Annotated in this window: 22 protein-coding genes, 1 rRNA gene and 1 riboswitch; of the genes, 10 read left to right on the forward strand and 13 right to left on the reverse strand. The window is 47.3% G+C overall.

From position 1 onward, the window contains the following. From AC1DE7_RS25920 to guaA, 4 genes are all read right to left on the reverse strand, one after another. Nucleotides 1–78 (reverse strand): 16S ribosomal RNA (locus AC1DE7_RS25920); the annotation flags it as partial. A 747-nt stretch (nucleotides 79–825) separates the two neighbouring features. Beyond that, complete coding sequence (locus tag AC1DE7_RS25925) at nucleotides 826–2,202, reverse strand: NCS2 family permease (RefSeq protein WP_477535487.1); 1,377 nt, start codon at nucleotides 2,200–2,202, stop codon at nucleotides 826–828. Between the two features lie 170 nt (nucleotides 2,203–2,372). Continuing rightward, nucleotides 2,373–2,472: riboswitch (purine riboswitch) on the reverse strand. Between the two features lie 401 nt (nucleotides 2,473–2,873). Then, the gene (locus tag AC1DE7_RS25930; protein WP_477535488.1) at nucleotides 2,874–3,125 is read right to left on the reverse strand and encodes a hypothetical protein; all 252 of its coding nucleotides are present in this window, start codon (nucleotides 3,123–3,125) and stop codon (nucleotides 2,874–2,876) included. Between the two features lie 243 nt (nucleotides 3,126–3,368). Then, nucleotides 3,369–4,907 (reverse strand): glutamine-hydrolyzing GMP synthase, encoded by a 1,539-nt coding sequence (gene guaA / locus AC1DE7_RS25935; RefSeq protein WP_036668199.1) that lies wholly within the window; start codon nucleotides 4,905–4,907, stop codon nucleotides 3,369–3,371. Nucleotides 4,908–5,141: 234 nt separating this feature from the next. Between guaA and AC1DE7_RS25940 the strand changes: the two genes are divergently transcribed. Beyond that, a complete protein-coding gene (locus AC1DE7_RS25940) occupies nucleotides 5,142–5,276 on the forward strand; it encodes a hypothetical protein (protein WP_405158482.1) in 135 nt (44 codons plus the stop codon). A gap of 10 nt (nucleotides 5,277–5,286) precedes the next feature. Here the strand turns inward: AC1DE7_RS25940 and AC1DE7_RS25945 are convergent, their stop codons facing one another. From AC1DE7_RS25945 to AC1DE7_RS25960, 4 genes are all read right to left on the reverse strand, one after another. Further along, nucleotides 5,287–7,650, reverse strand: a complete 2,364-nt coding sequence (locus AC1DE7_RS25945; RefSeq protein ID WP_477535489.1) for a DUF4129 domain-containing transglutaminase family protein — start codon at nucleotides 7,648–7,650, stop codon at nucleotides 5,287–5,289. Continuing rightward, nucleotides 7,637–8,908, reverse strand: a complete 1,272-nt coding sequence (locus AC1DE7_RS25950) for a DUF58 domain-containing protein (protein ID WP_477535490.1) — start codon at nucleotides 8,906–8,908, stop codon at nucleotides 7,637–7,639. The genes AC1DE7_RS25945 and AC1DE7_RS25950 overlap by 14 nt, the downstream gene beginning before the upstream one ends. After that, on the reverse strand, nucleotides 8,905–9,894 hold the full coding sequence (locus tag AC1DE7_RS25955; protein ID WP_076217185.1) for an AAA family ATPase: 990 nt from the start codon (nucleotides 9,892–9,894) through the stop codon (nucleotides 8,905–8,907). The genes AC1DE7_RS25950 and AC1DE7_RS25955 overlap by 4 nt, the downstream gene beginning before the upstream one ends. Before the next feature lie 102 nt (nucleotides 9,895–9,996). Then, the gene (locus tag AC1DE7_RS25960) at nucleotides 9,997–11,298 is read right to left on the reverse strand and encodes a polysaccharide deacetylase family protein (protein WP_477535491.1); all 1,302 of its coding nucleotides are present in this window, start codon (nucleotides 11,296–11,298) and stop codon (nucleotides 9,997–9,999) included. Nucleotides 11,299–11,538: 240 nt separating this feature from the next. On the opposite strand from AC1DE7_RS25960, the gene AC1DE7_RS25965 reads away from it, so the two are divergent. The 6 genes from AC1DE7_RS25965 (at nucleotide 11,539) to AC1DE7_RS25990 (ending at nucleotide 17,733) form a co-directional block, all read left to right on the forward strand. Next, nucleotides 11,539–12,186, forward strand: coding sequence for a DedA family protein (locus tag AC1DE7_RS25965; protein WP_340983497.1), 648 nt, complete (start codon nucleotides 11,539–11,541; stop codon nucleotides 12,184–12,186). Nucleotides 12,187–12,385: 199 nt separating this feature from the next. Next, on the forward strand, nucleotides 12,386–13,900 hold the full coding sequence (locus AC1DE7_RS25970; RefSeq protein ID WP_340983498.1) for a spore germination protein: 1,515 nt from the start codon (nucleotides 12,386–12,388) through the stop codon (nucleotides 13,898–13,900). A 20-nt stretch (nucleotides 13,901–13,920) separates the two neighbouring features. Beyond that, on the forward strand, nucleotides 13,921–15,126 hold the full coding sequence (locus AC1DE7_RS25975) for a Ger(x)C family spore germination protein (RefSeq protein WP_340983499.1): 1,206 nt from the start codon (nucleotides 13,921–13,923) through the stop codon (nucleotides 15,124–15,126). Between the two features lie 4 nt (nucleotides 15,127–15,130). Further along, nucleotides 15,131–15,367, forward strand: a complete 237-nt coding sequence (locus tag AC1DE7_RS25980) for a hypothetical protein (RefSeq protein ID WP_340983500.1) — start codon at nucleotides 15,131–15,133, stop codon at nucleotides 15,365–15,367. Between the two features lie 18 nt (nucleotides 15,368–15,385). After that, nucleotides 15,386–16,495 (forward strand): GerAB/ArcD/ProY family transporter, encoded by a 1,110-nt coding sequence (locus AC1DE7_RS25985; protein WP_340983501.1) that lies wholly within the window; start codon nucleotides 15,386–15,388, stop codon nucleotides 16,493–16,495. 113 nt (nucleotides 16,496–16,608) lie between these two features. Next, nucleotides 16,609–17,733 carry a GerAB/ArcD/ProY family transporter gene (locus tag AC1DE7_RS25990; protein ID WP_340983502.1) on the forward strand — a complete coding sequence of 375 codons (1,125 nt, stop codon included), beginning with the start codon at nucleotides 16,609–16,611 and terminating at the stop codon, nucleotides 17,731–17,733. Between the two features lie 58 nt (nucleotides 17,734–17,791). On the opposite strand, the gene bcp is transcribed toward AC1DE7_RS25990, so the two are convergent. From bcp to AC1DE7_RS26010, 4 genes are read right to left on the reverse strand one after another with little or no spacing between them, the layout of a single operon-like run. Then, the gene (gene bcp, locus AC1DE7_RS25995; protein ID WP_340983503.1) at nucleotides 17,792–18,256 is read right to left on the reverse strand and encodes a thioredoxin-dependent thiol peroxidase; all 465 of its coding nucleotides are present in this window, start codon (nucleotides 18,254–18,256) and stop codon (nucleotides 17,792–17,794) included. A 45-nt stretch (nucleotides 18,257–18,301) separates the two neighbouring features. Beyond that, nucleotides 18,302–19,087, reverse strand: coding sequence for an ABC transporter permease (locus AC1DE7_RS26000; protein ID WP_036614076.1), 786 nt, complete (start codon nucleotides 19,085–19,087; stop codon nucleotides 18,302–18,304). Nucleotides 19,088–19,092: 5 nt separating this feature from the next. After that, complete coding sequence (locus tag AC1DE7_RS26005) at nucleotides 19,093–19,887, reverse strand: ABC transporter permease (RefSeq protein WP_036614077.1); 795 nt, start codon at nucleotides 19,885–19,887, stop codon at nucleotides 19,093–19,095. A gap of 1 nt (nucleotide 19,888) precedes the next feature. Further along, nucleotides 19,889–20,935 (reverse strand): ABC transporter ATP-binding protein, encoded by a 1,047-nt coding sequence (locus tag AC1DE7_RS26010; protein WP_340983504.1) that lies wholly within the window; start codon nucleotides 20,933–20,935, stop codon nucleotides 19,889–19,891. Nucleotides 20,936–21,147: 212 nt separating this feature from the next. Between AC1DE7_RS26010 and AC1DE7_RS26015 the strand changes: the two genes are divergently transcribed. Continuing rightward, the gene (locus AC1DE7_RS26015; protein ID WP_282319469.1) at nucleotides 21,148–22,191 is read left to right on the forward strand and encodes an LCP family protein; all 1,044 of its coding nucleotides are present in this window, start codon (nucleotides 21,148–21,150) and stop codon (nucleotides 22,189–22,191) included. A gap of 130 nt (nucleotides 22,192–22,321) precedes the next feature. Next, nucleotides 22,322–23,641, forward strand: coding sequence for a glutamate-1-semialdehyde 2,1-aminomutase (locus AC1DE7_RS26020; RefSeq protein WP_340983505.1), 1,320 nt, complete (start codon nucleotides 22,322–22,324; stop codon nucleotides 23,639–23,641). Between the two features lie 209 nt (nucleotides 23,642–23,850). Here AC1DE7_RS26020 and AC1DE7_RS26025 read toward each other — a convergent pair whose 3' ends face one another. Continuing rightward, a complete protein-coding gene (locus AC1DE7_RS26025) occupies nucleotides 23,851–25,242 on the reverse strand; it encodes an aminotransferase-like domain-containing protein (RefSeq protein ID WP_340983506.1) in 1,392 nt (463 codons plus the stop codon). A 159-nt stretch (nucleotides 25,243–25,401) separates the two neighbouring features. Between AC1DE7_RS26025 and AC1DE7_RS26030 the strand changes: the two genes are divergently transcribed. Further along, nucleotides 25,402–26,337 carry a DMT family transporter gene (locus tag AC1DE7_RS26030; RefSeq protein WP_340983507.1) on the forward strand — a complete coding sequence of 312 codons (936 nt, stop codon included), beginning with the start codon at nucleotides 25,402–25,404 and terminating at the stop codon, nucleotides 26,335–26,337. The last annotated feature ends 103 nt before the right edge of the window (nucleotides 26,338–26,440 follow it).

Raw genomic sequence — 26,440 nt, forward strand, 5'->3', positions numbered from 1 at the left:
TCTTCAAGTCCGCTCGACTTGCATGTATTAGGCATGCCGCCAGCGTTCGTCCTGAGCCAGGATCAAACTCTCCAATAAAGTATTGAAAAGAGCGATAAGCTCATTTTGAATCTGACGAGATTAAAAATCTCATTTGTGCTCCAGTCGATCCAAGCCAAGGCTTGTCTCAAACTTTCGCGTTCATTCTGCAAGCAGAATGTTTACTCACTCGTTGTTCAGTTTTCAAAGATCAAACTTATTTCATTACCGAATGCCGTTTTCTTCAGCAACTCTTATATAATATCATGTCCGAACCAACTTTGCAAGCTCTTTTTTTAAGTTTCTTTCGAAGCTTATTTCAATCGCTTGCCGCACCGTTATCTCGTGTTTTTTTTGGCCGGAAATAGAATATACCATGTACAGTTATGGAACGCAAGTCTTTTTTAGATAAACATTAAATTCTTATACAATGAGTACCCTGTAGACCTTTTAACAAGTATCTCCTTATAACCAGCTAAATGATACATCTGCGCACTAACTTTAATGATCGGAGTAATTAAAAAAGGTTCCTAATCCAATTATAGAGAAATCAAGTTGTATACAGTACAGACTCATCGCGTTATAGAACCTATTAACCGATAATTTCATTGGATAAACAACCAACAAATCATAAATCATTATACTCATTCCTTCTATATAGAAGGAAAACATTTTTGAAATTCATTTTGCTCAAGAAAAGAATACAAAAAAAGCGAAAGCTCCGGGTTTAAATCCCGTGGCTTCCGCTTCTTTCATATATAAGGTATCAAACTTATCTCCGTATTCTTCATTAAACCTAATGTACGCTTACTCCCCGCCAATAAATACGTATCGGCAAACTACAATGAGCGCCAAAATCCACATAAGCCAGTGAATTTTCACTTTACGCTCTGTAACCAAGTTACTGAACACCGCCAGAATCACATAAGATACGATACCTGCGGAGATTCCGTTTGCGATTCCACCTGTGAAAGGCATCAATACAATGGTAAGGAATGCAGGGAAAGCTTGCAGGAAATCATCCCACTCAATGCTGCGCACTTGACTCATCATAAGTACACCCACGATGATCAATGCCGGAGCCGTCGCAGCTGATGGAACAACAAGCGCAAGCGGTGCGATAAACAGGGCCAAAATGAACAACAAACCTGTCGTTACCGAAGTCAGTCCTGTACGTCCACCTGCCTCAACACCTGAAGCACTTTCAACGTATGCCGTAATGGTACTTGTACCCAGTGCAGCACCTGCGCTGACACCAACTGCATCGACGAGCATCGCTTTACCGATCGTTTTCTCGCCTTTTTTCTTATCCTTCATAATCCCCATACGTGTTGCAGTACCTACCATCGTACCAAACGTGTCGAACAATTCAACGAAGGTAAAGATGAAGATGATCTCAAACAATCCCAGACTGATGGCACCTTTCAAATCCAGCTGTCCAACCGCCAGATCACTGAAGTTAGGCAACCAGCTTGCGCCTGAAAGACCACTCAGATTCGTAACGCCCATCGGAATACCAATCAGCGTTGTTGCTACGATCCCGATCAGCAGAGCGCCTTTGACGCGCATAACCATCAGAATAGCAATAAGGAGCAAACCAATCAGGGCCAGCAACACATCGTGATGTGTTACAAAGTTGCCCAATGACAAGTTAAAACTGCTACCTGGAATCGGCTGACTCAGATCTGCGTCTGGTGCAACATTAACTGTTACAGCCACGAGATTAGCAAGTTTGAAACCAATAATGGTAATAAAGAGACCGATACCCACCGTAATGGCCATTTTGATCGACTGCGGAACTGCAACAAGCAGCATTTGACGAATCTTCGTCACGGTCAAAATAATGAACACGATACCGGAAAGGAATACCGCTCCCAGAGCTGCTTGCCAAGTAATCGCTCCATTCGAACTTAGAACAACAGTCATGAAGTACGCATTAAGCCCCATACCTGGTGCAAGTGCGATCGGAATATTCACGAACAATCCCATAATAATAGTCATTAATCCGGCGCCGACTGCTGTTGCAAAAAATACTGCATTATCTGACATCCCCGCACCGGCTTGTCCCAAGAACAACGTATTTACAAAAAGAATGTAAGCCATTGTCATAAACGTAGTGAGACCCGCAACAATCTCCGTTCTAACGTTTGTTCCGTTTTCTTTTAATTTAAAGAAACGATCCATAATTACTAACTCCCCCTTAGAGATGTTGAAGCCATATTGAAAAACGACAAATGACCCTGATGAAGATTCTTCACCCAGGGTTCAGCTGACAAGGAGTGGCATGATGCCTTTACTAAGAACAAAAAAAATTCTAATGTGCGTGATGTCCCCGCAATCATGTAGAATTCATGTGCTTAGCTTCTCCTCTTCGTAGCCAGATCATTAGGGTGATCTCGTAGAGACTCCCGGGCCAATCCCCAGGATTATACGAATAAGTATGCGCTATTTGTTTGTTTCCCATCACTATTTTAGGAGGGCAGTATGTTTTTGTCAATGAGAAAAACGAATATTAATATCACGCTTTTAGAATATCGTTCGTATTATTTAACAGATTGAACCAGTTCAGCGGTTTACAACCCAATTGAATACGCTTTTTTCGGTGTAATCTCAATGGGATATGTCCATTCTTTCAGACTGAAAGTTCCGAAGGATAATATAATAAGCTAGCCTGATCAAAGAGCAGAAGCGCTCTAATCAGGCTAGCTTATATTTCTGATGCGTTTTAGCAATCAGGTGAATGATGATCTAGGAATAACGATATCTCGTATTCCGAAGACTTATACTCATTAGGTATATGGAGCAATTTGCGACATGTTCCGGAACTACTTTTTACCGGATCAGTCCTATGTTAATTATATCTCTGTCTGCGGAGCATCCTGTATCTCTTGTTGTTCCTGATTTGTGTTTGTTGTTGAGTCAGAGGATAACTCATGGTTGCTGGACTGATCGGAAGAAGCATCCGTTGCCTCTAAGTTCACAAATGGAAAGTCCCCCGAACCGGAAGCCAGGTCTTGCATACCTGAACCGCATCCTGCCAGCATCACCATCAGAAACGCACTTCCAATGCCCATCTTCCATTTGCTCATATAGTCGGTTTTACGCATACATTCAATTCTCCTTTCAGTAGCCATATAGCTCTTAGTATGTACTTATTGTACAGGCCCGACCTGAAAGGATCATGAAGTGAACTTTAAAATGGGATTAATTTTGAGAGTTTATTACTTGTAAAAAAAAGTCCTACAAAAATTTGATCACAATATTTTTCTTATAAAAAAAACGCCCTTTTATTTGCGAAATACCGCAGATAAAAGAGCATTTTTTATAATCTATCGTTAAGAGTCTATACCCTATTCCCACTCGATTGTTGCAGGTGGTTTGGAAGTTACGTCATAGACGATACGGTTTACGTTATCAACTTCGTTAACGATCCGTACGGAGATTTTCTCCAGCACATCCCAAGGGATACGTGCCCAGTCCGCAGTCATACCGTCGATGGATGTTACAGCACGGATACCTACAGTGTAGGAATACGTACGTGCATCACCCATAACGCCGACACTCTTCATGTTAGGCAGGGCTGTGAAGTACTGCCAGATTTCGCGGTCGAGACCGGCTTTGGCAATCTCTTCACGCAGGATGTAGTCTGAATCACGAACGATGGTAAGTTTCTCTTCGGTAACCTCACCAAGAACACGGATCGCAAGACCCGGACCAGGGAACGGCTGACGGTGTACAATTTCGTCCGGCAAGCCACACTCGGTACCGACTTTACGTACTTCATCCTTGAACAACGTGCTCAGTGGCTCGATCAGTTTGAAGTTCATGTCCTCAGGCAGACCGCCCACGTTGTGGTGGGATTTGATGGTCTGTGCAGTCGCTGTACCACTTTCTACGATGTCCGTGTAAAGTGTACCTTGTGCCAGGAATGCAAAGTCATCGAACTGCTTGGACTCTTCGTCAAATACGTAAATAAACTCGTTACCGATGATTTTACGTTTTTGTTCTGGATCATCCACTCCAGCCAGCTTGGACATAAAGCGCTCCTGAGCATCAATTTTGACAACTTTCATGTCGAATTTGCCGACAAACGTCTCCATTACACTTTCTGCTTCGCCTTTACGCAACAGACCGTGGTCGATAAACATACATGTCAGTTGATCACCAATGGCTTTGTGAAGCAATGCAGCTACAACGGAAGAATCTACACCGCCGCTAAGCGCACACAGTACTTTACTGTCGCCAACTTTTTCACGAATGTCTTTGATCGTGTCATCGATGAATGTCTCCATCGTCCAGTTGCCTTCGCAACCACAAACTTCGAACAGGAAGTTACGAATCATGTCGTTACCGCGAACAGAGTGACGTACTTCCGGATGGAACTGAACAGCATACAATTTACGCTCATCGTCGCTCATGGCAGCGATTGGCGCACTTTCCGTGCCTGCATCCAGTTTGAAACCTGGAGGAAGTGTAACCACGTGGTCACCGTGACTCATCCATACCGTATGTTCGCCTTCAATGCCTTTTGCCAATGTAGATCCAGCGGCAAACTCAAGGTCTGCTTTACCGTACTCTCGCTTCTCGGAACGCTCTACTTTACCTTCGAGTTGCTGGGCCATAAGCTGCATTCCGTAGCAGATACCGAAGATTGGCAAGCCTAGGTCATAGACACCTGGGTCCACGTGTGGAGCATTCTCAGCGTATACGCTGGACGGACCACCTGAAAATACGATTCCTTTTGGTGCTATTTCTGCGATCTTTTCCGCCGGTGTATTATACGGCAAAAGCTCGCTGTATACGCCAAGATCCCGGATTCTTCTGGCGATTAACTGATTGTATTGACCCCCGAAGTCAAGGACAACTACAATTTCATTCTGTTTATTCATAACCGTGCCTCCCTCAATTCAATGAAACTAATTATACGCAACGACAAAACATACCGTCAAGGAAAGGCGAAACTCCTTTTTTCGACATATCAAAACAGGATTACCAAATGCCTCTAAATATGAAATTTCGAATAGAAAAGCTTGGTAGCAAGATGCTGGTTCAAGTGTATGATCGTGGAAAGACGCCTCATTCGCAGCGCAGCGCGAAAGGCGTCTTATGTATAGCATTCAGCGATGAACCAAACGCTGCATTTAGATAACAGTGCGCCAGCAATGGCGATCTTCATCTGCCCACAAGTGGCCAAGCTCTATTGGAAAGCGATAGCGATTGTATGGCAGCTGCTTCGCATCTTTGGTGTAACGTTGTAACATCCTGGTGTTACAACGCCTGCAACCGCCGGGCCAAACGAAGTGCCCGGCGCAGGAAGTTCAGACTGTCCGCGCGCAGCGGACGGTCTGGCCCGTACAGCAGCCGTTCCCAGTCGGCTGCAAACCGCGCGATGTCCACGCCGTCCGCGCCTGCGGCCAAAGCCGGTGACGCTGCATATTCACGCAGCGTCATACCCGGCGGCCGCGGGCCGTACCGGCGCGCGAGCGCGGCCCAGACCGGAGCGGCGGCGCGCAGCAACCGCTCGCGGTCTGGAAAGCTGCTGCGTGGCCACGCCAGTAGCAGCCCTATCCGCAGCGCGGGGCGTAGCCGCCGCATGCGGACCAGAGCAGCGGCGCCCAACAGGGCCGTTGCCACAAAGGCTGCCGCGAGCCACGGCTCCGCGGCAATGGCCCGTGCGCGGGCGAGCAGCCATGCGCCCGCGTAACCCACTCCGCCGCTCATATACGGCGGAGTCTCCGCACCAGGCTGCGGCCCGGCGAGCGCTGCGACACCTTCGTCCGCGCCTTGCGGCATGGTGAATCCAGGCGTGGCCTCAAACGGCATCCAGCCTGCACCCGGAAAATACACCTCTACCCAGGAATGTGCATCTCCCTGTGAAATCACATACTGACTGGGCACATCCGGGTCAGCAACACCGGGGCCAAAGCCTTTAACCCAACGTGCGGGGATACCTTCCGAACGAAGTAACACAATCATAGCTGTGGAGAAATGATTGCAGTACCCCTGCCGGGTGACGAATAAAAAATCGTCCACAAAATCGGTTCCTCGCGGTGGCATACGGGTATCCAACGTATACTCGGCATGAGCAGCCAGATAAGTCTTTACAGCTTGCACAGCGTCATACCTGGTCTCACTGCCTTGAATGATTTCCTTGGCAAGCGTCTGCACTCGACCAGGGAGTGATGTAGGCAATTGTAGATAGTCCCTCCGAATGGCTGCCGGATCTTTCCCTTTATTCGTGTCCTCAAGCAGACGTAACTGTTCAGGTGTTGCGACAGGAACCATGACGTCTGCCGAATAATGTTTAACCATCTTGTCGTCCCCTGAGCTCGCGAGCCACAATGTTGCTGAATCGCGATTAGACAGCAAAGAAAACATATTTTCCTGATTATCCTTGTTCTTATCCTGGAACGATACGTTGACCGGTATGCCCCCGGTAAAAAGTGGATTTGGCCCTTTCCACTCTCGCTGCATCGTAACGGTTTGGCGAATGCGACTCCAATAGGTTGGATTCTCCCAACCATCAGCACGCAGCATTCCGGATGGACTTGCCGTTTCGAAGCTTTGACCCGGTTCACTCCAAGTACTACCGTTATAATATGAACGGGTCTCCCCTCGCCAATACGTTACTTTCGGACTTTTCGCTATAAAAAAGATGGAATTCCCCTGCACCAACGGTGCTCCCATAGGCGCGTCCGCTGTGCTATATCCCGTGACTGCCGTTGCAGCAGGGATACTACTGTTCTGTGTATAACCTGCCCAGCGAGCTAGGCGTTCACCCATCTGCTCCAAAGATATGCGTTCCGGTTGAGAAATGGAAGCAAACTGGCCAGGTAACGCGGAGAGAAGCACCATACCTGCGGAAACAACGATAGTTACTGCACTCCAACGGCCATAGGGGCTGCCGCGATAACTCGGAGTAGTGACTCCTCCATTGAGACGTAATAGCTGGAGCAGAGCCTGAATAAGAAAAGTCCATAGGACAGACCTTATTACAGAAGCATACACATCCAGCCCCGCAAAGGATTCAAGCAAAAGCAAATAAAGCAGCGTTGCACTGCCAAACAGCATAACGCTTCGACGTAACAATACAAGGGATTGCACAGAAGCCATGAGCATGCTCCAGCCGCACATCATGAACAAACCTCTCGTTTCTGTACTAATCGAGTGGAATCGCCAGTTATTTATAAACGTGTCCATATCCGCTGAAAATATTCCCGGATACGCGACGGCCCAACGGACAGGATCACTTCCTCCGTACATCAGACATAAAGCAGCGACTGCAATGAATAATCGGATCAGTACTCCGGTGATCCATCCTGTACGAATCAACCCCACAAGCAACAATGCTCCCGTTAATCCCGCCATTACGGACAAGAACCGTTCACTGCCCTGCTGATCTGATGATGTAACCGGATATATCCACTCCAGAGACAGTATAAGTAAAATGGCCGAAATAAAAATTTTGTACAGGACAGGTACGCTAACATATCCCTCATCCTTTATGTCCGTCACAGAATTCTGGTTCACAGCTTTATAGACGGAATAGGCCGATTCTATTCTCGTACGGTCCGTTGACTCTAAGTCGGCCACAGTGGAATTGGGTTGCTGGTTACCATTACGCTCCCACATCCGTTACCTCCACCTTTCCCAATGAAGATAACGCAACGTCTGTAACCGCGTGGATCGGCACCCCGCTGTGACGAAGCCGCTCCAAACTTAAGCTGTCATATCCCAATCCATTCATCAATCTATCCGTTGATCCTAATTGGTTTTGATTCTGGTTTGCTTCAGTCAATTGCACCTCTACACGATAACCCGACCCGATTGCAGTTATGATCCATTCGGCCAGAACCTGATCCATCTTACCTGTGAGTACCACAATTCGCGACCCGCTCGTTAGTCCATCCAGCATCTCCGTTCGAAGCGAAACAGAGCCTGATTGTACTTTGGATATTCGTGCCCCCGCTAACTTGTCCAGTCCATGATTCTCATCATCTGCATGGAACGGCCCATGTTTCCATTGATCTTGTGCATCATAGTTCTTATCGCCGCCTTCCATCCACAGATGATAAGGAATGTCATCCCGTTCAGCGGTATGAATCCAGCGGGCAGCTGCACGAACCACTCGTTCAAAAGCAGGTGCATCCATGTTCTCCCGTTGTTTTACGTCATAACCCGACGCGCCTTCATACACAAGGATGCCGAGCGAAGCCAGATCCGTGGTATCAGGCAGAAAGGTCTGAAGTTTTCCCGTTTTGGCTGTACTTTTCCAATGAACTCGTCCCAGTGGGTCACCCTGCTGATATTCACGGAACTCAGGGCTACGGTTACCCTGGCTATTTCTTCGCTCTGACAGAGTCCCTTCGATCATCGCTGCGAATTCTACCGAATCACCCTTCCCCCAAGCTGTTGCTTGAGGAACAACAATCAAGGGGGTACCTCCCGCGGTCTCTGCGGAGAGGGTATTCCAGCCAAACATATCACCCCAGTACAATCTGCCCGTATCCCATCTGTAAACTCCTCTGCGTAACCCGGAACATTCATATTGATAGGAAAATTGTCGCCGTGTTCCCGGGAAAATCAATTTGCGATGAACACCTGCAGGTGTGTTCTCACACAGAACGATCCATAACAATGGAATACGGCAATTGAATTCCAGTTCGACTAGAACCCGTACCTGCTCGCCTGCCTCAATCCGGTTCGTGTGTATTTTCCGACGGATGTGAATACGCCGGGGTCCGAACCAATGGAGAAGCAGACCTCCTGTGAACATCAAGAAAGCTATAACGGATAGAAACAACGCCGCTTTGCCCCCATGCCACTGATACAAGGAAGCAAAAGCCACCACCAAGACAGCACTCACAATCCGTTGTCCCAGCGCAGTCATTGCCTCCGTCCCCTTCCCTGTGATGCCATCTGTACAGGTACCGGGACCGATGACAATGCTTCTTCAATGACTTGTACTTGCCCCCAAACCTCCGCTCTGTTCTGGGCCTTCAATTGAATACGGTGGGAAAGGACAGGCACAGCTACCTCTTTCACATCATCCGGAATGACATAACTGCGCCCTTGAAGATAGGCAAATGACTGCGCCGCAGCCATCCAGGCCAGTGTTCCACGCGGACTGATGCCCAATCTGACCGCCGGAAGGCTGCGAGAGGCTACAGCAACGGCCACCAGATACTGTTTGACGACCGGATCAACATGTACCTGTTTGACTTCACGCTGCATGGCTACGACCTCTTCAGCAAGCAGCACAGGGCGAAGTTCATCAAGCGCTTCTCTACCTTGCATGCGGGTTAACAATTCCAATTCCTGTTCCGGATCGGGATACCCCAGTCCAATTCTCATGATAAATCGATCCAGCTGCGCTTCAGGCAGACGGTACGTACCCTCGAACTGTAACGGATTCTGTGTCGCCAGCAGAAAGAACGGGCGTGGCAAGGCATAGGTAGTGCCATCAACGGTAATACGTCGTTCCTCCATTGCCTCCAGCAGGGCAGACTGAGTGCGTGGTGATGCGCGATTTATTTCATCAGCCAGGACAACGTTGGACATGACAGGCCCGGGCCGAAACTTGAATTCAGCTGTATGTGGATGATAGATTGAAGTGCCCGTAACATCTGCCGGCATGACATCGGACGTGAATTGAATCCGGCCCATGGAGCAGTCCAGTGCAGAAGCAACGGCACGAACCAGCATCGTTTTCCCGGTACCCGGCACATCTTCCAGAAGTACATGCCCCCCACTGAGCATTGCAGTGAGGACATAACGAATCTCTGTTTTTTTGCCAATAATCACACTCTCAACACGCTTCATGACCCTGTTTAACAATTCAACAGCATGTTCATGTTCCATTCGGATATAAGACATTTCTCTGATCTCCTTCCGTTCATCAGCATTCCTGAACCATAGTAATCTATGATTCAGTGTTGCCCGGAAGTAGAGAGAATAGTCCTGCAAGAATGACTTTCTTCAGATCATTTTATACTTAAATATACTGTTCATTGCCGAAATGGATCTGGAAGTGCCTGCCTTCACCGTCCACTCTGCTTCATTACTGGTTAAGGAATTCACCCTCAACCCCATCTGCTCCAGTAACTCACGTAACGGAACCCAGATGGTTCCACCCTGACTCTGTACTGCGTCCGTTTCAATTGCCCCTGTAGTTGTCAGTGTTCCGCTCACACTGTCTGCATGAATCGTTCTTTCCTTCCATACTGCTATGGCCGTCCTTGTTTCAGAGTCCCAGCGAGTGCTGCCCCCGAATTTTTTCATGAAAGTACGCAATGGCACCATGATTCGCTGCCCCTCCATGCGGAACTCGCCCGGTTGCAAGGTAGCTGCAACCAATCCCACCTCTACCTTCAACTTCTTGCTTGCAAGCCATAACGTCGCGTTCGCTTCTACATGCTCTGCGATCCAGGCCTTTCCTGGCGCCTTGCGGGCCTTATACTTACCATCTGGATGTACACGGAATTGAACTGGTTGATCCGTACTCTTTATGGTGTCAAAACGATATCCATGATCACGATAATATTTGATAATACCCGGAAGTGCTTTTACCGTTTCAGCATGTGCACCACCGTCATGCATCAGGACAATGACCGAACGTGCTGCCGCAGGTACTTTGGTCGAATTGCTGAGGATCTCTTTGGCCGGAACACCTCTACGCTTGGAATCCCCACTGTCGACGTTCCAGTCCATGACGGTGTATCCACCCAGTTGGAGCAAATCAAAATAACTCTGGTCAAAATGCCCGTAAGTACCGCCTGGTGCTCGCACCAGATTCGGACGGAAACCGGTTATACGCTCCAGCACTTCCTCTGTCTGCTTAATCTGTTTCCAGAACACTTTAAAATCACTGTACAGCTGTTCGTATTGATGATTAAACGTATGATTGCCCAAAGCATGTCCATCCTCCACAAGCCCACGGATTAACTCCGGATACCGCTCTGCCTGCTCACCCAGCACAAAAAATGTAGCCAAAACCTTCTCCTTGCGCAAAATATCCAATACTTCACGGGTATGGTTACCCGGTCCATCGTCAAAACTCAGATAAACTACCTTGTCTTGAATATTCTTATCTTCCGGGATTGGATCACCTGAGCCGGAAGCAGCAGATGCATAGGCCGTGCCTGCATATACAGCAAATGCACATAACAGTATCGCAATACGCATGAGAATGACAGACCACTGTCCAGCTAAAAACATATGTATGGTTGTTGCAGAGTTTCCCCCATTTTCTTTGATTCTGAATTCCGGTCTCTGTACCATTTATGAATCGACCTCCACCGTCTCTAGTAATTTGCTGATAGACTTCAGCAGATTTGTTAGAATTATATGGAGGCTACATTGAAAAAAGACGTGATTTTGTTTAATATTTTTTCACAATTTGCTATGTAGCCTGATTGATTCTTCGCTTCAGATTAGGTAGCATAATGAACAGGCAGAACACATTAAAACACCTTGGAGAGTATTCATGCTCCCACCCCGTATTCAGGAGAGTGAAATCTATTGGAATTGCTTGAGAAGATCCAACATCTGTTTGGGTCCTACGGATACAGCGTATTGTTTTTTGGCTTGTTGCTTGAATTCATCGCACTTCCCTTTCCTGGTGAAACAACGATGGCTTACGCAGGGTTTCTCTCCTACAAGGGGCATCTGGACTTCGGAATCCTCACCATACTGGCTTTTCTGGGAACAACGATTGGCATGACCATCACTTATTTTATTGGAGCCAAAGCAGGACTGCCCTTTATAACACGATACGGAAAATGGTTTCTGATGAAGCAGGACAAGCTCGATAAAACGCAAAAGTGGTTTGCCAAGTATGGTAATGCTTTAATCTTCATCGGTTATTTCATTCCGGGAGTAAGACATTTCACCGGGTATTTCGCGGGTATAGCCGCTGTTCCCTTTCGCAAATTCGCTCTCTACGCCTATTCAGGCGCACTGTTCTGGGTTGTACTGTTTCTGGGCATTGGCAAAATATTTGGCCCTCAGTGGAACGCCGTATTCCATCTGGCTCATCAATATGCAGCATATATCGTGGGAGGAATCGGCCTATTGCTCATCGTAGCCGTGTTCTATCGTTACCGCAAAGCATGGGCAGCAAGATCCACCGTATCCAAGCCAACCCCAGTTCGACAAAGACAAAAGTAAAAATAATAAGAATAAGCAAGGAGTTGCGTAACCGCGCGGCTCTTTTTTTTGTTTGAAATAAAACACCTCCGCTACTGTGATTCACCTCAAACTTCCTTTTGTATACCACTCATATGCAACCATTCTCTTTTTATGTGATAATCCCGATTCATTCAGGTCATACTAACTTGCAATTATAGGATGTATAGGGGGCAATGGGATGAGTACATCGGTGCAAGACCGTAAAGATCATAAGGAAATTTCTCCAAATCTGAACGACAATACGGAATATTGCAAGCAAATGATGGGGAATAGTACCGACTTGATGATCCGTCCCCTGCAATGTTTACATAAGTGGCCTGCCGTCATGCTGTACATCGACGGACTGGTGGATGTTCAGATTCTGAATCACTCCATCATGGAATCTTTATTGCAAAGACATGATCTACCCGACTTTTCATCAGATGATGAACATCTGAGTTACCTTCAGAATGATATTCTGACCGCCAGTGATGTCATGCTGGTCGAGGATATGCATGAGATCCTGAATGCGATGCTTGCTGGATCAGCCGTCTTGCTGATTGAAGGTTCAGTTCGAGGATTGAAGATTGGCGCTGCAGGCTGGGAAGATCGCTCCGTTGGAGAGCCCATCTCCCAAACCGTTGTTCGTGGGCCGATGGAGGGCTTTAATGAGAATCTGCGTACAAATACCTCCTTAATCCGCAAACGAATCCGTGACCCTCATCTCTGGATTGAAGAGAGAGAGATTGGCCGGGTTACCAAGACCCGAGTTGCCGTGCTCTATCTGGAGAATATCGTGGATCAGGAGATCGTGATGGAGCTCCGGCAAAGGCTGGATAAGATAGATATAGACAGCATTCTGGAGAGTGGATATATCGAAGAACTGGTGCAAGACAAAACGATGACGGTTTTCCCGACCGTCTATAACAGTGAAAGACCAGATACCGTATCTGCTGCCCTGCTGGAGGGACGGGTTGCGATCATTGTGGACGGAACACCCTTTGTATTACTTGTGCCTGCCTTGTTTGTACACTTTTTTCAGTCTCCAGAAGACTACTATCAGCGAGCAGATATCAGTACATTGATCCGGATGATTCGCTATCTGTCCTTTTTCATCGCCCTGCTATCCCCATCATTCTATATTGCCATTTCAACGTTCCATCAGGAGATGTTGCCCACCAATTTGCTTATCAGTTTGGCAGCCCAGCGGGAAGGTGTCCCTTTTCCCGCTTTCATTGAAGCCCTGTTGATGGAGTTAACCTATGAGATCTTACGAGAAGCAGGTATTCGGATACCCAAAACGGTCGGCCAGGCTGTGTCCATTGTCGGTACGCTTGTTATTGGTCAAGCTGCAGTAGATGCAGGGGTTGTATCGGCTGCGATGGTCATTATCGTATCCATTACTGCGATATCCAGCTACGTCGTCCCGGAGAATGGTCTGTCCATCTCGGTACGAATCTTGCGCTTTGTACTAATGATGATGGCGGCAGCCTTCGGTTTCTACGGCATTCTGATTGTATTACTCATTACGGTAACCCACCTCTGCAGCTTGCGTTCTTTCGGTGTGCCCTACATGTCTCCTTTTGCACCTTATATTCAAAAAGATATGAAAGACACCATCTTTCGTGTGCCGTGGTCACGCATGAAGACCCGCCCGTTATCCACAGGATCATCGAATGTCACAAGACAAACACCTAGGAAAACCAAGCGTTGACTCAGTCAGGAGACCCAAATATGAATAAAAGCTTACGTTTATTGATGTGCTTTGCAGTCATGCTTCCTTTGCTTACAGGATGCTGGGATCGCCAAGAAATGAATGAACTCGGCATCATGCTCGGTCTAGGTGTTGACAAGGATGGTGATCAGATTCGGGTTAGCGCACAAGTTGTGGTTCCAAATGAAATATCAGCCAAGTCATCTGGTTCCAAGGGAACGTCTGTAACTCAATACCAGGCCACCGCCAAATCCCTGCTGGAAGCCATACAACAGCTCACCGAAACCAGCCCTAGAAAAATCTTCATGTCTCATATCCGAATTCTTGTGTTTGGAGAAAAGTTCGCCCGCGAAGAGGGTATCTATGATGTCATGGAAGCTCTACTGCGTGAACCAACCGTTCGTCCCGACTATTATGTGATGGTCGCGCGAAATACGAAAGCATCGGAAGTGCTTGATTTGCTGACACCTCTGGATAACATTCCGGCAGAGAAGCTGTTTAGTTCCCTTGACGTTTCCTCCAAAACCTGGGCTCCAACAACGACGGTAACGGGAGACCAACTTATCGATTACATGTTATCCCCAGGAATTCAGCCTGTTATTACAGGGGTTCAAATTCTTGGGGATCTCAACAAAAAAAGCAGCACTGAAAATATATCTACGATACGCACCTCTGCCAGACTGAACACAACGGGTTTAGGTGTCTTCAAAAAGGATAAGTTGATCGGCTGGTTATCGGAAGCAGAATCGAAGGGATACAATTACATCCGAGGCAATGTCAAATCTACCGTAGGACACATTGACTGTCCGAAGAGCAAAGGCGTCGTAACGGTAAAAATACTTCGAGCATCCACGGATCGTAAAGGTAAAGTTGTAGGAGGAGAACCTCAAGTCAAGATTAAGGTTAATACCGTAAACTCAATCGGTTCAGTAGATTGCGACATGCAGATTGGCTCCATGACAGCCATTCGCGAGTTGGAACAACTATCCCAAGAACGACTTAAGGAACTCATGCAAAGCACCGTCAATTCTGTCCGCCGTAAATATCATGTGGACATCTTCGGATTCGGCCAGGAGATCTATCAAGTCGACCCCAAATTTTTCAATAAAATTGAGAACGATTGGGACAAGTATTTCGACAATCTGGAGATCAAATACGAAGCCAATATACAAATTAGACGTGTAGGTGCACTGGACAACTCATTCAAAAATCAAATAAAGGATTGAGATCATGCTACTCTCCATCACTGTTGTTGTGGTTGGATGCCTAATTGGGTGGGTCGATCTTCCCAAGCTCGTTCGAGGCAAACAATGGAAAGAAACAGCTGTATACAGCGGGATGTTACTTTCAGCCACCGTATTCAGCGTCATCGCGGTGAATCTATGGGAATTCCCGAGTCCGCTTTATATCATCATTTGGATCTATGAACCTGTGAATCAATTCCTGGCTTACCTTACCGGAACTTAGCTAAAAGGAGTGATAGAGATGCTTGAAAAAGGGCGACTGGGTACCCGAGCACTGGCTACCCTGACATTTATGATGGTTGTTGGGGATATGATGATGATCTATCCTTCCGTCATCACGTCATATGCCAAGCAAAATGCCTGGATCTGCGCCCTGATTGGTGTTCCGATCGGCATGCTTCTGATGGCCATGTTCCTCAAGCTCGGTAAAGCTTATCCAGACAAGAACCTGATTGCAATATCCCGAAGCATCCTGGGATTCTGGCCTGGCACGCTGGTCGGATGCTTTTACTTGTACTTTTTTGTCATTGGTGCCTCCACCCATACCCGGGAGGTCGGTGATTTCATGACGACCCAGCTTTTCCAATACACGCCGATTCGTGTCATCATTCTGCTGTTTGTGATCGCTGTCTCCTGGGGAGTTTACAACGGGATTGAGACTATGGGCCGAAGCAGCGAGTTATTAATGCCTGTTGGAGTTGTGTTCATTCTTGTACTCTGTTTCTGTTTAGTACCCAAAATTGACACGAGCAACATAAAACCGTTCATGGACACGGATGTGGTATCCATCGCTCAAGGGATTCTCGTTAGTGTCATCTATCCTGTCGGCGAAACCATCCCCATCTTGATGCTTTTGCCCTATACCTCCAGTCAAGAGCATCGCAATCGGGATTTAATTATGGCCGCTGGGCTGGGCAACCTGTTATTGGCCTCTCTGGTAACCATCGCCATACTCGTTCTGGGGGCCTTTCTGACGCAACATAACATCTATGCCTCCTTCATTCTGATGCAAAAAATTAGTATTGGAGATTTTTTCCAACGAATCGAGGCACTTATGGCGTCAGTCTGGCTGATCTCTACTTATTTCAAAGCTATGGTATATCTGTATGCATTTACGATCGGCATTGCAGAATTATTTAAGTTAAAACGCTATGTTTTTTTGATTTTGCCTTCATCTATGCTTGTCTTTGCTTTTGCTAATCTGGTTGCACCAGGCGTTACCTTCATTATTATCACCGTCGTTCCTTACTGGGTCGATTGGGATACAACCGTTGGTATTCTATTACCGGGTATTCTCCTGCTGATTCATGTAATCAAAGCTCGTGTCAACCATATCAAGCTTCGTAGTTAATGGAACCGGATCAAGAGGAAGGGCTCGTGGATGTGGGGTATGACATAGCTTGACTGGAAATACGGACACGCCTTGTCATCTGGAATTTTATTTACAAAAGGAGTGCATGCTGCATGTTGATCCAGGAAAAGCTCACCATACGACAGTTCGCGGTTCTTACCTTTACTACCATAATCGGAGATATGATTCTGTTATATCCTACAATGGTCGCCTATTCAGCTAAACAGGATGCCTGGATCTGTTCCCTGTTATCGCTACCTATTGGATTATTTATTTTGTGGCTTATGTACAAGCTTCATCGGACCTACCCCAACATGTCCTTAATTGAGATCTGTCCCAAAGTACTCGGCAAATGGCTGGGATCCGTCTTGTCTGCAGCCTACCTGTTTTACTTTCTCATGGGAGCCTCTATATGCATTCGAGAAGTAGGGGATTTCATGACAACTCAGATTTATCTAAACACGCCGATTCGCGCGATCATTATCCTTTTTGTTGTAACACTCACCTGGGGGATGCTGAAGGGACTGGGTACGATCGGCAGAAGCTCCGAATTACTGGCACCGATTGTCGTTTTCAGCTTGCTTTTCCTGATCATATTTCTGCTTCCTCAAGCCGAGGTATCCCGATTGAAGCCTTTTTTCAATACTCCCGTTTTCTCGATGATAGATGGAAGCTTTCGTGCTGCAGCCGCTTCATTCGGAGAACTGATCATTCTTTCCATGATTATGCCATATGTCACGCACAGCTCCCATTTGAGAAGAGACATGATGTTCTCCGCATTACTCGGAAGTGCCCTGTTGACTTCGCTTGTTCTGATCGCCCTGCTTGTTCTTGGATCGACGCTGACACAACACAATGTATACATATCGTATGTTCTTGCCCAGAAGATTAATGTAGGTAACTTTTTCCAACGAATAGAGGCGCTCACAGCGATCGCCTGGCTGTTGTCGACCTATTTCAAAAGTTTGTTGTATGTCTTCGGGTTTGTGGTCGGAACCGCACAGCTATTTCGCCTGAAAGACTATAAACCGCTCACCTTGCCTTCCATGATGTTGTTTTTTGCAATGTCCATCCTGATCTCCCCGAATATTGTCTTCTATACCACTACAATCATGTACGCATGGTTTGACTGGGACGTGACCGTAAGCATAGTCCTCCCGATATTCCTGTTACTGGTTCACCAAGCGAGAGCTTTGTTCAAGAAGCGGCGCACCAAGAATACTCCTTTGAACAAATAAACAGGCTGCATTATGGAGAACCCTCCACAGATGCAGCCTGTCATTGTATAGATATATCTTATAACGTTTTTATCGTATCGAGCGCAGCCTCGATATGTCCTTTGACCCGAACCTTGGACCAGTCCTTGATCAATTTCCCCTCTTCATCAATCAGAAAAGTGGAGCGAACCATGCCCATGTACTCTTTGCCATACATTTTCTTCAGTTGCCATACCCCGTATTGCTCGGCTACAACGTGCTCTTCATCCGATAACAAAGTGAACGGCAGTCCATATTTGGCGATAAACTTGTCATGTTGTTTCATCGGATCGGTGCTGATTCCAAGAATGACTGTGTTCAGCCCTTCAAATTCAGCATGTCGATCCCGGAAATCACAAGCTTGTTGCGTACAGGACGAGGTCATATCCTTGGGGTAAAAATAAAGCAGTACCCGCTGTCCGCGGTAATCCGAAAGCTTTACTGATTCTCCCGTACTGGACGGAAGCTCAAAATCCGGTGCCAATTCGCCTACATTTAACATCATGTCAGTTCCTCCCTAATCTCCCCCATGAAATGCTATAGGGCGTTATTATGAACCTGCTCCGCGATACCGCTTCACGCCAAAATTCCACAACAGCAAGCCCATCGAGCCAAACACCAATCCCATCACAGGTGTAAGCAACGCCATGCGATGCATCTCGGACCTCTCCAGGAACAACGCTGCGGGATAGATCCCCACGAAGGCAAACGGAATGATCCAGGTTAACAGCACCTGAATGGCACGGTTATAGATCGTTACCGGGTAGCGTCCATATCCTTGAATGTTATACATCAACGGCAGGATACCTGTCGGCGCGTCCGAATAAAAGGATAGTGAAGTCAATGTAGTGTAGATGCCGGCATAGATCATGACTGAGCTGAGTGCCAAAATAATCAAGGCAGGGATATGCCACCACTCCAGCATCAGACCCATCTCTGCGCCACTGAAGATCATGATGATCAAGCCGATAAACGAGCCCACGAGTGCAGGCGGATCTACATTTTCAAGCAATATCTGGAACAGGTTATGTGCAGGACGAGTCAGGATCCGATCCATCTCACCTTTGACGATGTACCGCTCACTGAATCCCCACAGGTTGATAAAACAACTGAAGATGCCATAGGGCACCATAAAATATCCATAAACAAAGAGCACTTCACTCTCACTCCAGCCGCCCAGGTTATCCGTATGGCGAAAGACCACAAAGATAAAGATCAGGTTAGTTGCCTGGAACAGCAGATCCGATAGGATCTCCACCCAGAAATCAGCACGGTACGTGAGTCGTGTTTTCATGTAATTTTTCAAATATTCCCAGATCAGACCCATATAGTACATATCTGTTATCCCCCTTGCACGAACAGACGCTTGCGCGCCTTACGCCAGATCAATACCATCGGAAGCAGCAGTACGGCAAACCAGAACACCTGAATACCGAGTACACTCCAGATGGCGGTACCTTCCACTCTTCCAGTGAATACGGAACCGGGCAGATACGTAATGGCCTGAAAAGGCAATACTTTCATCACCGCGGACATCCAGCCTGGATACAGGCTGATCGGGATGATTAGACCGGAGAACAAATCAACCACGACGCGTTTCATACGCATCATGCCTTCATTGTTTTCCACAAAGAATGCCGCCAGTCCCGTTATCACATTAATCTGGGAATTAATGAGGAAACTGAAGAACAGCATGACTAGAAAGCCAATCCACGCCGATGGCGCCGTAGGCAATTCAACCGGGAACAGCAGAATGGCAATGAGCATTCCCGGAATCATGAGCAGCAGGAAGCGGAAAATACCTTCCCCAAGACCCTGCATCATTTTGACCATAACGTAATTGATCGGCCTGATGAATTGAATCGCAATGGAGCCATCCCGTATATCTGCGGCAATCTCCCGGTCCAGGTTGTTAAAGTAAAAGGCACGTGCCATCCAGGATACAGCGATGTAAGTGGTCATCTGCGCTGCCGTGAAGCCGCCGAGTTCACCACTGCTACCGTAAATGGCTTGCCAGGTAAAGTAATACACGCCGATATTCAGCGTATATATCAAAATGCCGGAGTAATAATTCACCCGGTATGCCAGCATCGTTAGAAAACGGATGCGCATAAAATCAATAAATGCACTATTCATCTCAGGATACACCCACCGCTTCTTTCCCTGCTCCCACAATCTCGGGACGCTCGGCGGAACCGGATTGGTAAATACTGCGCACAATCTCATCCGTGTTGATCTCAATAATCTGAATATCGGTAATATCTGCTTGTCCAACGACACGTCCGAGTACATCCGAAACATTCAGTTCAAGTGGAATCCATACGGATGCGGACAATTCATTCTCAACCGTCCAACGTACAGGCAACGCAGCAGTCCATTCCTGCATCTGACTGATGTAGTGAGCTGAACCAAACTTGAAGCGGATCTCCCGCTCCTTACCCCACTGGGACTTGAGATGATCCAGACCTCCATCATAAATGATGTTGCCTGCATCAAGCATGATCACCCGGGAACACAGTGCCTCAATGTCCTGCAAATCGTGGGTTGTGAGCAGTATGGTCGTTCCATGCTCCTTGTTCATGTCTTTCAAGAAATCCCGAATTTCCGACTTCACCACAATATCCAAACCAATAGTTGGTTCGTCCAGGAAAACAATACTTGGATTATGCAACAAGGCTGCCACTAACTCGCAGCGCATGCGCTGACCAAGACTGAGCTTCCGTACCGGACGGCTTAGCAGGTCCTGAAGCTGCAACCGCTCAACCAGTTCATCCAGCCGTTTGCGGAAATCGACCTCTCCGACACGATATACTTTGCGCAATAAATGGAAGGATTCGATAACGCCAATATCCCACCACAATTGACTGCGCTGACCAAAAACAACACCAATATTCTGTACAAACTTCTCCCGTTCCTGATACGGAACATATCCACCAACCGATATTTGCCCTGAAGTAGGCACCAAAATGCCGGTCAACATCTTGATCGTTGTTGATTTACCGGCACCGTTCTCCCCAATATATCCGCATATTTCACCCTGCGGAATCTGAAACGAAATATCATTTACAGCCAATACCTCTTGGTATTGACGTGCAAACAGGTCCTGGAACGCGCCCTTCAGCCCACCTCGGCTTTTCTGGACGCTAAACGACTTGCGCAAATCTTTGACATCAATCGCCAGCATGATTATACCTCACTTGGATTTTGTTGAAATTGCTTGTAGCCCAAAAAGAAATTATAATGGTATCAGTCAAAATTCAGCAAGCTTTAAAATAGTCTGGAGCCGCGTCCTGCCCTTATGTTGGGAAAAGACGTGTTCGGAAAGCTCCGACTAGTTCTTACTTGAATACTCGAACTCGTTTTTTTATTTCATCTCAAATACAAAGGAGAGCTAGCATGACCAGAAAGACGAAGAGAACCATATGGATTTCTCTTGCCGCCTTCGTGTTAATTATTGGAGGAGCAGCGGCATATTATTTCGGTTCTATTCTCAATCAGTTGGACGGTTTGGCAAAGGACGGCGACGATTCACCATTTGCAGGCATCGAAAATGTGGAGAAAGTAAATACGCCTGACCCACCAAAATGGGAAGGCTCAGAAACGGTAAATATTCTCGTTATGGGTGTCGATGCACGTGGATTGAAAAAAGGTGAAGTTCCTCGCTCCGACAGCATGATGGTTGTATCGCTCGACCCACTGACCAAAAAAATCAATCTGTTCTCCATTCTGCGCGACACTTACGTCAATATTGACGGATATGGCAAGGAGCGGATCAACACCGCTATCACCCATGGCCCTAATGCAGCGATGCAAGCTGCCGGCGACCTGCTCGGCATTCCTGTACAGTATTATGTGTATACGGATTTCCAGGGATTCATCAAATTGGTGGATGCCGTTGGCGGTGTTGATTTTGATGTGGAGAAAGACATGCACTATACAAGTAAAGCAGACAATAACGAATACGATATTGATCTCAAAAAAGGATATCAGCACCTAGATGGCGAGACAGCGCTCATGTACGTTCGTTTCCGTCATGATGCCATGTCGGATTTCGCTCGGTCCGAACGTCAGCGTGAGTTGCTGAAAGCTGTAACAGCGAAAATGCAGTCAACAACTACCATTGCCAAACTGCCTGCCATTCTGGAACAGGTTAATCCTTACGTAGATACAAATCTCACGCTTTCCGATATGTGGAAGCTGGGTGGACTCGGATACCAGAGCAGCATGAACGGCAGTGAGCAGATTCCGCCAATGAACCTGCTGAAAGAAGAACGTACAGCAGGCGGTGCGCAAGTATTGACGGTTACCAATGAAGAGAAATTGAAGCAGCATATTCAGGATATTATTCACCCGCCTGCTACAACGGATGATAGTACAACCAGCACCGAAGATAAAACAGCCAGTGGTGACGATCAGAAGTCAGAGCAACCGGCTCAGTAATCTACACATGCAGAGGGCAGCCATTCGCTGCCCTCTCGTTGTGCCCGGCTATACTATTATGAGAAAATCATCATATCTTTCTGTGGTTTGTTTCTTTATCATATTTTGCATTACGAAAGGAAGTTATCTTATGAATACATCACGTTCCCGTTCCGAACTTCTATACGCAGAAGCACTTGAACATATTGTAGGAGGTGTTAACAGCCCTTCACGCTCGTTCAAAGCCGTTGGTGGCGGTGCACCTGTATTTATGAAAAAAGCCCAAGGGGCCCACTTCTGGGATGTCGATGACAACCGTTATATTGATTATCTGGCCGCTTACGGTCCTATTGTTACAGGACATGCCCACCCGCATATTACACAGGCCATTACGGAAGCAGCGGCAAATGGCGTGCTGTACGGTACCCCGACTGAACTTGAGATCAAGCTCGCCAAAATGTTGAAGGAAGCTATCCCTTCCATGGATAAAGTTCGTTTTGTAAACTCCGGTACGGAGGCGGTCATGACTACGATTCGGGTCGCTCGTGCCTACACCAAACGCAACAAGATCGTAAAATTCGCCGGATGTTACCATGGTCATTCCGATCTGGTGCTTGTAGCTGCCGGTTCAGGCCCGTCCACGCTCGGAATTCCCGACAGTGCGGGAGTTCCAGCCAGTATTGCACAAGAAGTCATTACTGTGCCCTACAATGATCTGGAAGCCCTGAAGGATGCTTTGGAACGCTGGGGTGATGATGTCGCCGCAGTCATGGTTGAACCGATCGTTGGTAACTTCGGTATGGTTATGCCGGAACCTGGCTTCCTGGAAGGTCTCTGTGCCATGACACGATCTAACGGCTCCCTGGTTATCTATGACGAAGTCATTACGGCTTTCCGTTTCCATTACGGTTCTACACAGACATATGCCGGACTCGATAACCATGCGGAGATTGAACCGGATCTGACGGCTCTTGGTAAAATTATTGGTGGCGGCCTGCCAATCGGTGCTTACGGCGGACGCAAACACGTTATGGAGCAGGTTGCTCCGCTTGGCCCGGCTTATCAGGCGGGAACGATGGCTGGTAACCCTGCATCCATCTCGGCTGGTATCGCATGTCTGGAGGTCCTGCAAGGCGCGGGTGTATATGAAGAGATGGAACGTCTTGCCATCGACCTGACAGCGGGTCTGCAAGCTTCTGCTGACCGTCATGGGATTGCACTGACGATCAACCGGATTCGCGGTGCGTTCTCCACTCATTTCTGTAACCATCCGGTTACGAATTATGATCATGCTCAAGACACGGATGGAGAGCTGTTTGCTTCCTTCTTCCGTCACATGCTGAACCGTGGCATTAATCTGGCTCCATCCAAATATGAGGCCTGGTTCCTGACCACGGCTCATACAGACGAGGATGTTCAGGCTACATTGGAAGCCGCAGAAGCTTCCTTCAAGGCGATGGCTCAGGAATAAATTAGATTATTTCCATCTACCATGTAGCGTACAAGCTGCATCGTTGATAGATAGCAACTCAAGGAAAAGGCGTCCAACAAGTGATCAACTTGTGTGGACGCCTTTTGTTATATACAGACAGTGGTGAGTGGCCAATACGACTAGATAGATGCTGAGTGTAACAACTATATGCGTTTTATTGTAATGGCCTTGCTGTTATAGCTTTGTCTTTATCTCTGCCTGATCTGAAGTTTCAAAATTTCCTCACGGATCTTCTGCATCCCTTCCTCAATTCGCTGCTTCGGCACATTGGAGATGTTCAAGCGCAGCATCTGATCCTGATGCACCTGATATGTTCCCTCCGGATAATACCGTTCAGTCGTATCAACGATGACTCCGCGCTTTTGAAGCCGGGATAGCAGAACACGAAGCGGCATATCACCCGCCAAAGGTAATATGGTATGCTCCCCTCCTGTTCGAGGAGCCTCCATAAATGGAGCAAAGTCTGGATATGTGTCCAGTTGCTCATGCACCGTGTTCATCCGGGCAGCATAGCGGTTACGAATCACTTTCCTGTGATGAGCAAACATTCCGCTGTGGACATAGATCTCCAGAGCAGCTTGAGACAGAACAGAAGTGTCGATATCGAGCATTTTTTTGTAAGCCCCAAAAGATTGAATTAGTGGTGAGGGCAGAACAGCTACACCAATGCGCAGACCTGGAAACAAAATTTTGGAGTAACTCTTCAGATAGATGACCCGGCCTTCGGTATCATAGGACCATAGCGGGTCCTGTTTCGTATTGTCCTCCAGATCGGCCAGATAATCGTCCTCCACCAGATAGACATCGTACCGCTGTGCAAGCCGGACCAGTCTCTTCTTGTCAGCAACAGTCAACGATGTACCAATCGGATTGTGAAAGCGTGGCATGACATAGAAAAACTTGATATCTCCTTCAGCAAACTGACGTTCAAGCGATGCCCAGTCCAGCCCATCCAGGGCACGTCTCACACCAGCAATCGGCACATTTAATCCACTCAGTAGCGAGGGCATATTATGATAGGTCGGTAGTTCAAGCAGTACTTTTCTCTTTCCATTGGGAAAAGGCATCAATGCAAGTACAGCTAGTGCCTGTTGCACACCTGACGTGATAAAGAACTGCTCTGTTCTCGCAAACACCTGATAATCCGCAAACTGCTTCTGCAACAGCAGAATAAGCGAAGGTAATCCCTGATCCGTGCCATACATAAATAACTCTGCTTGCTTCTTCTCCATCGCCTGATCCACACAATGACGAAAGTCTGCATAAGGGAACACCCTTGGATCGGGTGCAGCTGAAGCAAAGTCCAACGCTCCCTGCCAGTCCATGTCCTGAGCACCTGTCCCGTTCTGTACGGCATAATAACCGGATTGAGGTATGGCATACACCAAATGCCGCTGTTCCAGCCACTCATATGCACGAATAGCCGTGCTTACACTGCAATGATATTGTTCTGCTACAACTCGAACGGCTGGCAGTCGAATGCCCTTATCTGCCCACTGGCGACGATCCTGCTGCATCTGTTCCTGAATCCATTGCTTTAACGCTTCGGCAATCACTTCGTATTTTCTCAATGCACCCATCCCTCTCCAACAACTGTACCGATACAGTTTAACCTTTTATCTATTGTAGCACGATGCACCTGGCAGTATATTGAATAAGGCCAGCACATGCCTCGAACCTGACATAATTCAGGATAATGAAAGATAAAGAACTATGACTACTGTATTGGAGGAGCATTCATGAACACAACACGCACTCGGGGATACGCCTATATCGCAGCTGTATTGTACGCAGCTATTATCGGTCTATCTTTTTTATTTGTTAAAATGACCGTCACTGTTGCACATCCCATTGATGTGCTTGCCCACCGATTCGCGCTGTCGCTGATCGTTGTCATCATTCCTGTCATTTTTGGCTGGATCAAAATCCGACTGAGCCTTCGTGATCTGTGGCGCATCATTCCACTGGGGCTTTTATCTCCCGTCTTATTTTTTGCCTTTCAAGCCTTTGGACTTGTCTCTTCCAACTCATCGGAAGCCGGAATTATTCAGGCCATGGCCCCTGTATTCACACTCGTTCTCGCTTCAGTTTTCCTGAAGGAACGTACATCAACGATGCAGAAGCTATTCCTGCTTCTATCTGTTGCTGGAGTGGTCTTTATTTTCATGATGCAAGGAAGCGGCGTATCTATGAGTAACCTGAAGGGTATTGCATTATTGCTACTATCCACAGTCTGTTTTGCAGGGTATGGTGTGCTTGCAAGACCATTAACCCAGAAGTATAAACCAATGGAATTAACCTGGGTCACACTGATGGTTGGCTGTATTGTATTTAACGCCGCTTCCCTGATCCGACATGCGTCCAGCGGTTCCATGATGGACTATATCAAACCACTTGGAGATACATCCTATCTGGGTGCACTCGCTTATCTGGCAATTCTCTCCACCATGATCTCCACCCTGCTCGCGAGCTATGCCCTGACCCATCTGGAGGCTTCGCAAATGAGTGTATTCAGCAATCTGTCCACGCTCATCTCCATCGTAGGAGGTGCATGGATATTGCATGAACCAGTGGGTAGCCATCACTATATTGGTGCATTGTTGATTATCGCCGGTGTGCTTGGCACCAATATGAGCGGTCGCAAACATAGGTTGATCAGTGGAATAAAAGCATGATTCCCCATACTTGAGACAGCGCGGAAGTTGGTTCGCCGGTTCAACGAGTTATACGCTCCCATCCTCCCCAACCCCCGCATTTTGACTGGAGAGCGGCTCGGGA

The sequence above is a fragment of the Paenibacillus sp. 10L310 genome, assembly GCF_056395745.1.

What these genes read in the sequence shown, in the direction of transcription:
- AC1DE7_RS25925 (WP_477535487.1), bottom strand. Translation starts at nt 2,202, where the DNA reads ATGGATCGTTTCTTTAAATTAAAAGAAAACGGAACAAACGTTAGAACG.
- AC1DE7_RS25930 (WP_477535488.1), bottom strand. Translation starts at nt 3,125, where the DNA reads ATGCGTAAAACCGACTATATGAGCAAATGGAAGATGGGCATTGGAAGT.
- guaA (WP_036668199.1), bottom strand. Translation starts at nt 4,907, where the DNA reads ATGAATAAACAGAATGAAATTGTAGTTGTCCTTGACTTCGGGGGTCAA.
- AC1DE7_RS25940 (WP_405158482.1), top strand. Translation starts at nt 5,142, where the DNA reads ATGAACCAAACGCTGCATTTAGATAACAGTGCGCCAGCAATGGCGATC.
- AC1DE7_RS25945 (WP_477535489.1), bottom strand. Translation starts at nt 7,650, where the DNA reads ATGTGGGAGCGTAATGGTAACCAGCAACCCAATTCCACTGTGGCCGAC.
- AC1DE7_RS25950 (WP_477535490.1), bottom strand. Translation starts at nt 8,908, where the DNA reads ATGACTGCGCTGGGACAACGGATTGTGAGTGCTGTCTTGGTGGTGGCT.
- AC1DE7_RS25955 (WP_076217185.1), bottom strand. Translation starts at nt 9,894, where the DNA reads ATGTCTTATATCCGAATGGAACATGAACATGCTGTTGAATTGTTAAAC.
- AC1DE7_RS25960 (WP_477535491.1), bottom strand. Translation starts at nt 11,298, where the DNA reads ATGGTACAGAGACCGGAATTCAGAATCAAAGAAAATGGGGGAAACTCT.
- AC1DE7_RS25970 (WP_340983498.1), top strand. Translation starts at nt 12,386, where the DNA reads ATGAGTACATCGGTGCAAGACCGTAAAGATCATAAGGAAATTTCTCCA.
- AC1DE7_RS25975 (WP_340983499.1), top strand. Translation starts at nt 13,921, where the DNA reads ATGAATAAAAGCTTACGTTTATTGATGTGCTTTGCAGTCATGCTTCCT.
- AC1DE7_RS25980 (WP_340983500.1), top strand. Translation starts at nt 15,131, where the DNA reads ATGCTACTCTCCATCACTGTTGTTGTGGTTGGATGCCTAATTGGGTGG.
- AC1DE7_RS25985 (WP_340983501.1), top strand. Translation starts at nt 15,386, where the DNA reads ATGCTTGAAAAAGGGCGACTGGGTACCCGAGCACTGGCTACCCTGACA.
- AC1DE7_RS25990 (WP_340983502.1), top strand. Translation starts at nt 16,609, where the DNA reads ATGTTGATCCAGGAAAAGCTCACCATACGACAGTTCGCGGTTCTTACC.
- bcp (WP_340983503.1), bottom strand. Translation starts at nt 18,256, where the DNA reads ATGATGTTAAATGTAGGCGAATTGGCACCGGATTTTGAGCTTCCGTCC.
- AC1DE7_RS26000 (WP_036614076.1), bottom strand. Translation starts at nt 19,087, where the DNA reads ATGTACTATATGGGTCTGATCTGGGAATATTTGAAAAATTACATGAAA.
- AC1DE7_RS26005 (WP_036614077.1), bottom strand. Translation starts at nt 19,887, where the DNA reads ATGAATAGTGCATTTATTGATTTTATGCGCATCCGTTTTCTAACGATG.
- AC1DE7_RS26010 (WP_340983504.1), bottom strand. Translation starts at nt 20,935, where the DNA reads ATGCTGGCGATTGATGTCAAAGATTTGCGCAAGTCGTTTAGCGTCCAG.
- AC1DE7_RS26015 (WP_282319469.1), top strand. Translation starts at nt 21,148, where the DNA reads ATGACCAGAAAGACGAAGAGAACCATATGGATTTCTCTTGCCGCCTTC.
- AC1DE7_RS26020 (WP_340983505.1), top strand. Translation starts at nt 22,322, where the DNA reads ATGAATACATCACGTTCCCGTTCCGAACTTCTATACGCAGAAGCACTT.
- AC1DE7_RS26025 (WP_340983506.1), bottom strand. Translation starts at nt 25,242, where the DNA reads ATGGGTGCATTGAGAAAATACGAAGTGATTGCCGAAGCGTTAAAGCAA.
- AC1DE7_RS26030 (WP_340983507.1), top strand. Translation starts at nt 25,402, where the DNA reads ATGAACACAACACGCACTCGGGGATACGCCTATATCGCAGCTGTATTG.